Here is a 7,535-nt window from a genome sequence, read left to right on the forward strand (position 1 = left end):
CTGCTTATGTAAATAACTTGATCTCGATCACGTTGCGACCTGCAAACACCACCTATGATTAACCCATCAACAACGAGGGGAACAACTCATGAACGTATTCTTTAGAGACTTTTTTACAGATCCAGTTTTATTTATGTCTTTTGGGTTTTTAACCATCGTTGTTTCTTTGTGTATATTTTTTGCTTTTTTCTTTTTGAAAAAAATACATGATGCAGAAATCCCCGAACAAAATTAAGCACGACGCACTAAAGCGCCTTATTAGTTTACTAGTTAGGCGCTTTTTATTTTCTGAAGCGAAAAATTTGGTACACTAGCTTTTCGTTTAATACAAAGTGCGTAGTACAAACATGATCTCTCAGTTCAAACCAGCATGGTGGATGACCAATCGTCACGTTCAAACCATAATGCCGCGTTTTTTCCGCCCATTTCACCACACTCGCTACGAACTTGAGCAACTTGATACACCTGATGGTGACTTTATTGAGCTCGCATGGTCACTTCCACATAACGAAACCGCTCCACTTGCCGTTGTTTTACATGGCCTTGAGGGCAATATAAATAGCTTTTATGCCAAAGGCATGATGAAGGCGTTAAAAAAGCAAGGTTATGCAGTTGTGCTTATGCACTTTAGAAATTGCTCAACTGAAGTCAATCGCCTACCTCGCGCTTATCACAGCGGTGACACCGCCGATTTAGCCTTTTTTATAAATCACTTAAAGCTGCAATTTCCTGAGCGCACTATGGTCGCTGTAGGTTTTTCGTTAGGCGGTAACGTACTGGCCAAATACTTAGGTGAACAATCACAAGCATGCCCACTAAGTGCTGCAGCGGTGGTATCTGCTCCTTATGATTTGTCGTCATCAAGCGATGTTATTCGTAAAAGCTTAGGTAAAATTTACCAAAAATATCTGCTCGATCGCATGAAAAAATCAATGCAGCGAAAGCTGCCACAAATTAAGCAGCAAATTTCACTAACACCAAAACAGTTAATGAAAATTGACGATTTATTAGAGTTTGATAATCAGTTAACAGCCCCTCTGCATGGTTTTGAAAACGCACATGATTACTATCGCAAAGCCAGTGCAATGCCGTACTTAAAAGATATCGCTATACCTACACTTATTATTCATGCCAAAGACGACCCAATGCTCTCAATTAAGGCTGTACCAAGTAGGCAAGACGTAAGTGAGCATGTTACGCTGCGCATCTCTGACAAAGGCGGACACGTTGGTTTTATTAGCGGTAAAAATCCGTTTAAGCCTATATTTTGGTTAGAGAAAGCCGTGCCATGCTATTTTGGGCAACATGTTTTAGGCAACGCAAACAAAGAGCAATTATGATTATCCCTTTTGAACAACTCGATAAAGATACACTATACAACCTAATAGAAAGCTATGTACTGCGCGAAGGCACCGATTATGGCGAAGTAGAAGCAAGCATCGAATCTAAAGTTAACCAAGTTAAGCTACAGCTTAAAAATGGCGAAGCAATGGTGTTTTTCTCTGAATTACATGAGTCAGTTACTATTATTTCTAAGGGCGAATTTAAAGCGCTGCAAAGTGAAGAGCATCAAGCAGAGGCGTTTGATTAAGGTGTAGTACTTGTAACTTTTGAATTGAACGTACACAATGGCTTTTTACCCAAAGAGCCAAAACATGATAAAACTCAGCACTCTAGTGGTAGCCATATCACTAGCTTTAACTAGCCAAGCCCAAGCAGAACAAACAATAACAGCATCTGACAAGGCAATTAAACTCGCTAAAGACACCATTTTAATTGATACCCATATCGACGTACCTTATCGAATTCACGAAAGCTGGGTTGATGTAACTAAAGCGACAACTGATGGCGATTTTGACTACCCTCGCGCTGTAAAAGGCGGTTTAAATGCCCCATTTATGTCGATTTATATTCCTGCGCATTTGGAATTTGAAGGTAAAGGAAAAAGCTACCAGCTAGCCAATCAAATGATTGATAGTATGGAAGCCATAGCCCAGCGCGCACCCGATAAGTTTGCTATTGCTAGCTCAAGCACTGAGATAGAAGAGCAATTTAAACAAGGTAAGCTTTCTATAGCCATGGGTATGGAAAACGGCTCTCCTATTGAAGGGGATATGAAAAACCTTCAGCACTTTTACGACCGTGGCATTCGCTACATTACGCTAGCGCACTCGCAAAGCAACCATATTTCGGATTCGTCTTACGATATACGCCGTAAATGGAAAGGCTTAAGCCCATTTGGTAAAGAGCTTGTCACTGAAATGAATAATATTGGTATGCTAATCGATGTATCGCATATTTCTGATGATGCGTTTTATCAGGTTATGGATCTATCTAAAACACCCGTAATTGCCTCACATTCATCACTTCGTAAATACACGCCTGGCTTTGAGCGTAATATGAATGACGATATGCTATTGGCACTTAAAGAAAATGGCGGCGTTATTCAAATTAACTTTGGCTCAAGTTTTGTTACCGCTAAAGCAGGCAGTTGGGGCAAGCAGTTAAAAAGCACAAAAGAGTCAGTTAAAAAAGACGGCACTAAATTAAGCAAAGATTTTGATGCTGCATACCGTGCTAAAAACCCATACCCATTTGCAAGCCTTGAGCAAGTACTTGATCATATTGATCACGTAGTTGAGCTAATTGGTATTGATTATGTAGGTATTGGCTCTGATTATGACGGAGTTGGTGACTCGTTACCTATCGGTTTAAAAGATGTATCTAGCTACCCTAATCTTGTTCAAGGTTTAATGGACAGAGATTACAGCGACAAAGATATTAAAAAGATTCTTAGCGGTAATTTATTAAGAGTTTTAAAACAAGCTGAAGAGTATGCGAAAAAGCATTAAAGCTTTTATCATATATTAGTAATTGGCTAAAAGCCCAAGAGCTAACTCAATATAAGCACGGCCTAGCCGTGCTTTTTTTATATCTAAGAGCTCAGTTATTTTCAGCAACCTTTTTCCTCGGGTTTCGTAAAACTCAACCCAAGCTACGGCAATAAAGCTATACCTAGGAGCAAATCACTTTTCTTCAGGCATTAAAAAAGGCCACCTGAGTGACCTTTTTCTAACAATTAACTTTAACGTTAATTGTTACGCTACGATAGTTGCTACAACACCAGCACCTACAGTACGACCACCTTCACGGATAGCAAAACGAAGACCTTCATCCATCGCGATTGGTGCGATTAGAGTTACTGTCATCTTGATGTTATNATTTATCTCGCTAGGGCTGCGCATATTACGCTTTCCTATTTTTTTGTCAACACTTAAATTTAAACTTTCTAAAAAGATTCAAACTAAGTTTTACTTAACACCCTGAGTTGTTCGTGCCTCGCTATGCGTTGGCGTTTCCCGTCTCAGTGGGGTCGCATTATAGGGAGATCCGAAAACAGATCAACCCTTTTTTGAAGAAAACTTGAAATAATGTGCTGTTCGCTGAGTATTTGAGCTAAACACGTTAAAAACACAACATAACTAGCAAATTATTAACAACTAAAGGTGTTTAAACTTCACAAATATTAAAAGTGAGCTTAAACGATCTTCATATAAAGACTTACACCCCATATGATCAATACGATCGTTAATGAAAGTGTTACGGCTGCAGATCCCATATCTTTGGCTCTACCTGACAATACATGCAATTCTGTACTTACTCGATCTGTTAATGCTTCAATGGCAGAGTTTAGCAATTCAACTATTAGAATAATAAGCAGTGAGCTAATTAGTATTGCCCAGTGTAATAATGATGAAGCAAGCCAAAATGAAGTGGGGAATAATATAAGGCTTAGTAATAGCTCTTGTCTAAATGCAGCTTCTTCTTTAAATGCTGCTTTAAAGCCAAGATAGGAGCAATAGGTTGCTTTGAAAACGCGTTTGAGGCCTAAGCCATTTGGTTTTAATAAATCTTTCATTAATAAACTCTATGAATGAAGGTCAAAATAAAGCCCCGCACTGCGAGGCTTTTTATTTATGCTACGCCGTATTGATCACGGTAAGCTTTAACTGAGGCTAAATGCTCGCCCATCGTCCCTTGGTTTTCAAGGTAACTAATAAGGTCTGCTAATTTTACAATAGAGATTACTTTGGTATTAAAGTCGCGTTCAACTTCTTGAATAGCTGATAACTCGGCTTTACCTTTTTCTTGGCGATCTAATGCAATTAAAACACCACTAAGGTCTGCACCATTTTGTGCAATAATTTCCATGGACTCACGAATAGCGGTACCTGCGGTAATTACATCATCAACTAGCATTATTTTGCCATTGAGTTCTGAGCCTACTAATGTACCACCTTCACCGTGTGCTTTTTTCTCTTTACGGTTAAAACAGTACGGTACATCTTTATCATGGTGATCTGCTAATGCAACTGCCGTCGTTGTCGCGATTGGGATACCCTTATACGCGGGGCCAAATAGTACATCGTACTCTATCGCTGAATCTTCTAGTGCTGATGCATAAAAACGACCTAAACGTGCTAAGTCACGACCTGTATTAAACAAACCGGCATTAAAAAAGTAAGGACTTATGCGCCCAGACTTTAAAGTAAACTCACCAAATTTTAATACCTGCTTCTCTAGAGCAAATTCTATAAACTCTTTTTGATAATCTTTCATATCTAGTGGCCTACCTATTTATGCTAATGCTTGCTTTTGTACGTCAATGATTTCACGAATAGAATGTTTAGCTAAAGTAAGTAACTCATCTAGCTCATCAAACGAGAAAGGTTCGCCTTCGGCTGTACCTTGAATTTCTATAATTTTACCTGTTTCGGTTAAAATTACATTCATATCAGTTTCTGCTGCTGAATCTTCAATATATTCTAAATCGCTAATTGCTTGGCCTTTGTATATACCTACTGAAATAGCCGCAATCATATGTTTAAGTGGGTTTGAATTAATCATACCCTTGGCACGCATATGCGTTAGCGCATCAACAAGTGCAACACATGCACCACTTATAGAAGCAGTACGTGTACCGCCATCTGCTTGAATTACATCACAGTCGATAGTGATTGTGTTTTCGCCAAGTGCTTTTAAATCAACAGCAGCACGAAGTGCACGTGCAATTAAACGTTGAATTTCCATAGTACGACCGCCCTGCTTACCACGTGCAGCTTCTCGAGCATTACGCGTATGCGTTGCTCGCGGTAACATACCGTATTCAGCATTGATCCAACCTTTACCCTGACCTTTCATGAAACGAGGAACGCCCGATTCGACAGTAGCTGTACAAAGTACTTTGGTGTTACCAAACTCAACAAGTACTGAGCCTTCAGCATGCAAAGTATAATTACGTGTAAATGTAACAGGTCTAATTTGGTTAGGTGTTCTTTCGCTTGGACGCATTGACGATCCCCTTAATTCAGAATTTGCGACATTATAAGTGTATGTGGGTATAGATACCATGCTGATTTAAATAAATAGCTGTATGCAAAATATTCAGTGTATTAAATTTTCCCTAGAGCTTAAGCGGTGTTACGGTATAATCATCGTAATATTGTATTTATAAATTTAGGAAAATATCCATGATCCACAGTATGACAGCTTATGCGCGTCGCGAAATAAAAGGCGATTGGGGAACTGGCACTTGGGAAGTTCGTTCAGTGAACCAGCGTTACCTTGAAACATTTATTCGCGCACCAGAGCAATTTCGTGGCATGGAGCCAGTTATTCGTGAGCGTTTACGCAAACACTTACAACGCGGTAAAGTTGAGGTTTTTTTAAAGTTTGTAGCAAATCCTGCCCATGTTGGTGAGCTATCAATTAACCAAGCCCTTGCTGAGCAACTTATAAATAGCGCGAAATGGGTTCAACAGCAAAGTAATGGCGACATTAATCCTGTTGATATATTACGTTGGCCTGGTGTTATGGAAGCTGAAGAACTTGATATGGATAGCGTTAATACAGCACTAATTGCTGGTCTTGATCAAGTAATCGAAGATTTTAAATCAGCTCGTGGCGATGAAGGTGCAAACCTTGAAGAAATGATAGCAATCCGCCTTGATGCGATTTTAGAGCAAGTAGAAATTGTAGAAACGCACATGCCTGAGATTGCTAAGTGGCAACGTGAAAAACTGGCTCAAAAGCTAGAAGACTTAACAGCAAACATTGACGAGTCGCGCCTTGAACAAGAACTTATTTATCTTGCTCAAAAACAAGATGTAGCTGAAGAATTAGATCGTTTAAAGTCTCACGTTAAAGAAACTAAAAAAATCCTTAAAAAAGGTGGCGCATGCGGCCGCCGCCTAGATTTTATGATGCAAGAATTTAATCGTGAAGCTAACACGCTAGCATCTAAGTCTATCAATAGTGACATCACTACTGCCGCTGTAGAGTTAAAAGTGTTGATTGAACAAATGAGAGAACAGATCCAAAATATTGAATAGTTTTCAGCCAATTATGGCATATTCATAACTTATCGAAACCCGGGCTAGGCTCGGGTTTTTTATTAATACCAATAATATTTTGCATGTTGTTACCAAGCATCTTCGTCTAATGTGAGATTCTCACCTTCAAATCACTCTTTATTTTAGTCATTAAAAAGCCCGAGACTAAGCTCGGGCTTTTTGGTAACAATTAGCTAGGCTAAAAATTACGCTTTGAACGTTACTACAACGCACCTACGCCTAAAGTAAGAGCGCCACCTTCATATGACACTTTATTCTAGACATTAAAAAGCCCGAGACTAAGCTCGGGCTTTTTGGTAACAATTAGCTAGGCTAATAATTACGCTTTGAACGTTACTACAACGCACCTACGCATAAAGTAAGAGCGCCACCTTCATATGACACTTTATTCTAGACATTAAAAAGCCCGAGACTAAGCTCGGGCTTTTTGGTAACAATTAGCTAGGCTAATAATTACGCTACGATAGTTGCTACAACACCAGCACCTACAGTACGACCACCTTCACGGATAGCAAAACGAAGACCTTCATCCATCGCGATTGGTGCGATTAGAGTTACTGTCATCTTGATGTTATCACCAGGCATTACCATTTCCACGCCATCTGGTAACTGTACGTCACCTGTTACGTCAGTTGTACGGAAGTAAAACTGTGGACGGTAACCTTTGAAGAATGGAGTATGACGACCACCTTCATCTTTCGAAAGTACGTATACTTCTGAAGTGAATGTAGTATGTGGGTTGATTGAACCAGGCTTAGCTAGTACTTGACCACGTTCAACGTCTTCACGTTTAGTACCACGTAGAAGTGCGNGACCACGTTCAACGTCTTCACGTTTAGTACCACGTAGAAGTGCGCCGATGTTTTCGCCAGCACGACCTTCGTCTAGAAGCTTACGGAACATTTCAACACCAGTACAAGTAGAACGAGTTGTATCATTGATACCAACAATTTCTACTTCGTCATTGATGCGGATGATACCAGCTTCAACACGACCAGTTACAACAGTACCACGACCCTGGATTGAGAAAACGTCTTCGATAGGCATGATGAAAGGCTTATCGATGTCACGCTCTGGCTCTGGGATGTAAGTATCAAGTGCGTTTGCAAGCTCAACAATCTT

Annotated in this window: 8 protein-coding genes and 1 pseudogene; 4 read left to right on the forward strand and 5 right to left on the reverse strand. The window is 39.8% G+C overall.

Features of this window, described 5'->3' with window-relative positions; translation table 11 throughout:
• Positions 1–347: 347 nt before the first annotated feature.
• From I6F47_RS15720 to I6F47_RS15730, 3 genes are all read left to right on the forward strand, one after another.
• Positions 348–1,340 (forward strand): hydrolase, encoded by a 993-nt coding sequence (locus tag I6F47_RS15720; protein WP_007582255.1) that lies wholly within the window; start codon positions 348–350, stop codon positions 1,338–1,340.
• Complete coding sequence (locus I6F47_RS15725) at positions 1,337–1,591, forward strand: YheU family protein (RefSeq protein WP_007582257.1); 255 nt, start codon at positions 1,337–1,339, stop codon at positions 1,589–1,591. The genes I6F47_RS15720 and I6F47_RS15725 overlap by 4 nt, the downstream gene beginning before the upstream one ends.
• Before the next feature lie 64 nt (positions 1,592–1,655).
• A complete protein-coding gene (locus I6F47_RS15730; RefSeq protein WP_197184165.1) occupies positions 1,656–2,852 on the forward strand; it encodes a dipeptidase in 1,197 nt (398 codons plus the stop codon).
• Between the two features lie 246 nt (positions 2,853–3,098).
• On the opposite strand, the pseudogene I6F47_RS15735 reads toward I6F47_RS15730, so the two are convergent.
• The 4 genes and pseudogenes from I6F47_RS15735 to rph all read right to left on the reverse strand — a co-directional run.
• Positions 3,099–3,218, reverse strand: a pseudogene (locus I6F47_RS15735) (elongation factor Tu); the annotation flags it as partial.
• Positions 3,219–3,538: 320 nt separating this feature from the next.
• Complete coding sequence (locus I6F47_RS15740; protein ID WP_197184166.1) at positions 3,539–3,919, reverse strand: diacylglycerol kinase; 381 nt, start codon at positions 3,917–3,919, stop codon at positions 3,539–3,541.
• A gap of 56 nt (positions 3,920–3,975) precedes the next feature.
• Positions 3,976–4,620, reverse strand: coding sequence for an orotate phosphoribosyltransferase (gene pyrE, locus I6F47_RS15745; RefSeq protein WP_007583381.1), 645 nt, complete (start codon positions 4,618–4,620; stop codon positions 3,976–3,978).
• Positions 4,621–4,638: 18 nt separating this feature from the next.
• Positions 4,639–5,352: a ribonuclease PH gene (gene rph / locus I6F47_RS15750; RefSeq protein ID WP_002958890.1), complete on the reverse strand. Its 714-nt coding sequence runs from the start codon at positions 5,350–5,352 to the stop codon at positions 4,639–4,641.
• 179 nt (positions 5,353–5,531) lie between these two features.
• Between rph and I6F47_RS15755 the strand changes: the two genes are divergently transcribed.
• The gene (locus tag I6F47_RS15755; protein WP_002958889.1) at positions 5,532–6,392 is read left to right on the forward strand and encodes a YicC/YloC family endoribonuclease; all 861 of its coding nucleotides are present in this window, start codon (positions 5,532–5,534) and stop codon (positions 6,390–6,392) included.
• A 474-nt stretch (positions 6,393–6,866) separates the two neighbouring features.
• Here I6F47_RS15755 and I6F47_RS15760 read toward each other — a convergent pair.
• Positions 6,867–7,535, reverse strand: a 669-nt coding sequence (locus I6F47_RS15760; RefSeq protein WP_269435558.1) for an EF-Tu/IF-2/RF-3 family GTPase, incomplete at its 5' end; no start/stop codon positions are given.

This window comes from Pseudoalteromonas sp. NZS37 (assembly GCF_015864265.1).
GTDB lineage: Bacteria > Pseudomonadota > Gammaproteobacteria > Enterobacterales > Alteromonadaceae > Pseudoalteromonas > Pseudoalteromonas arctica.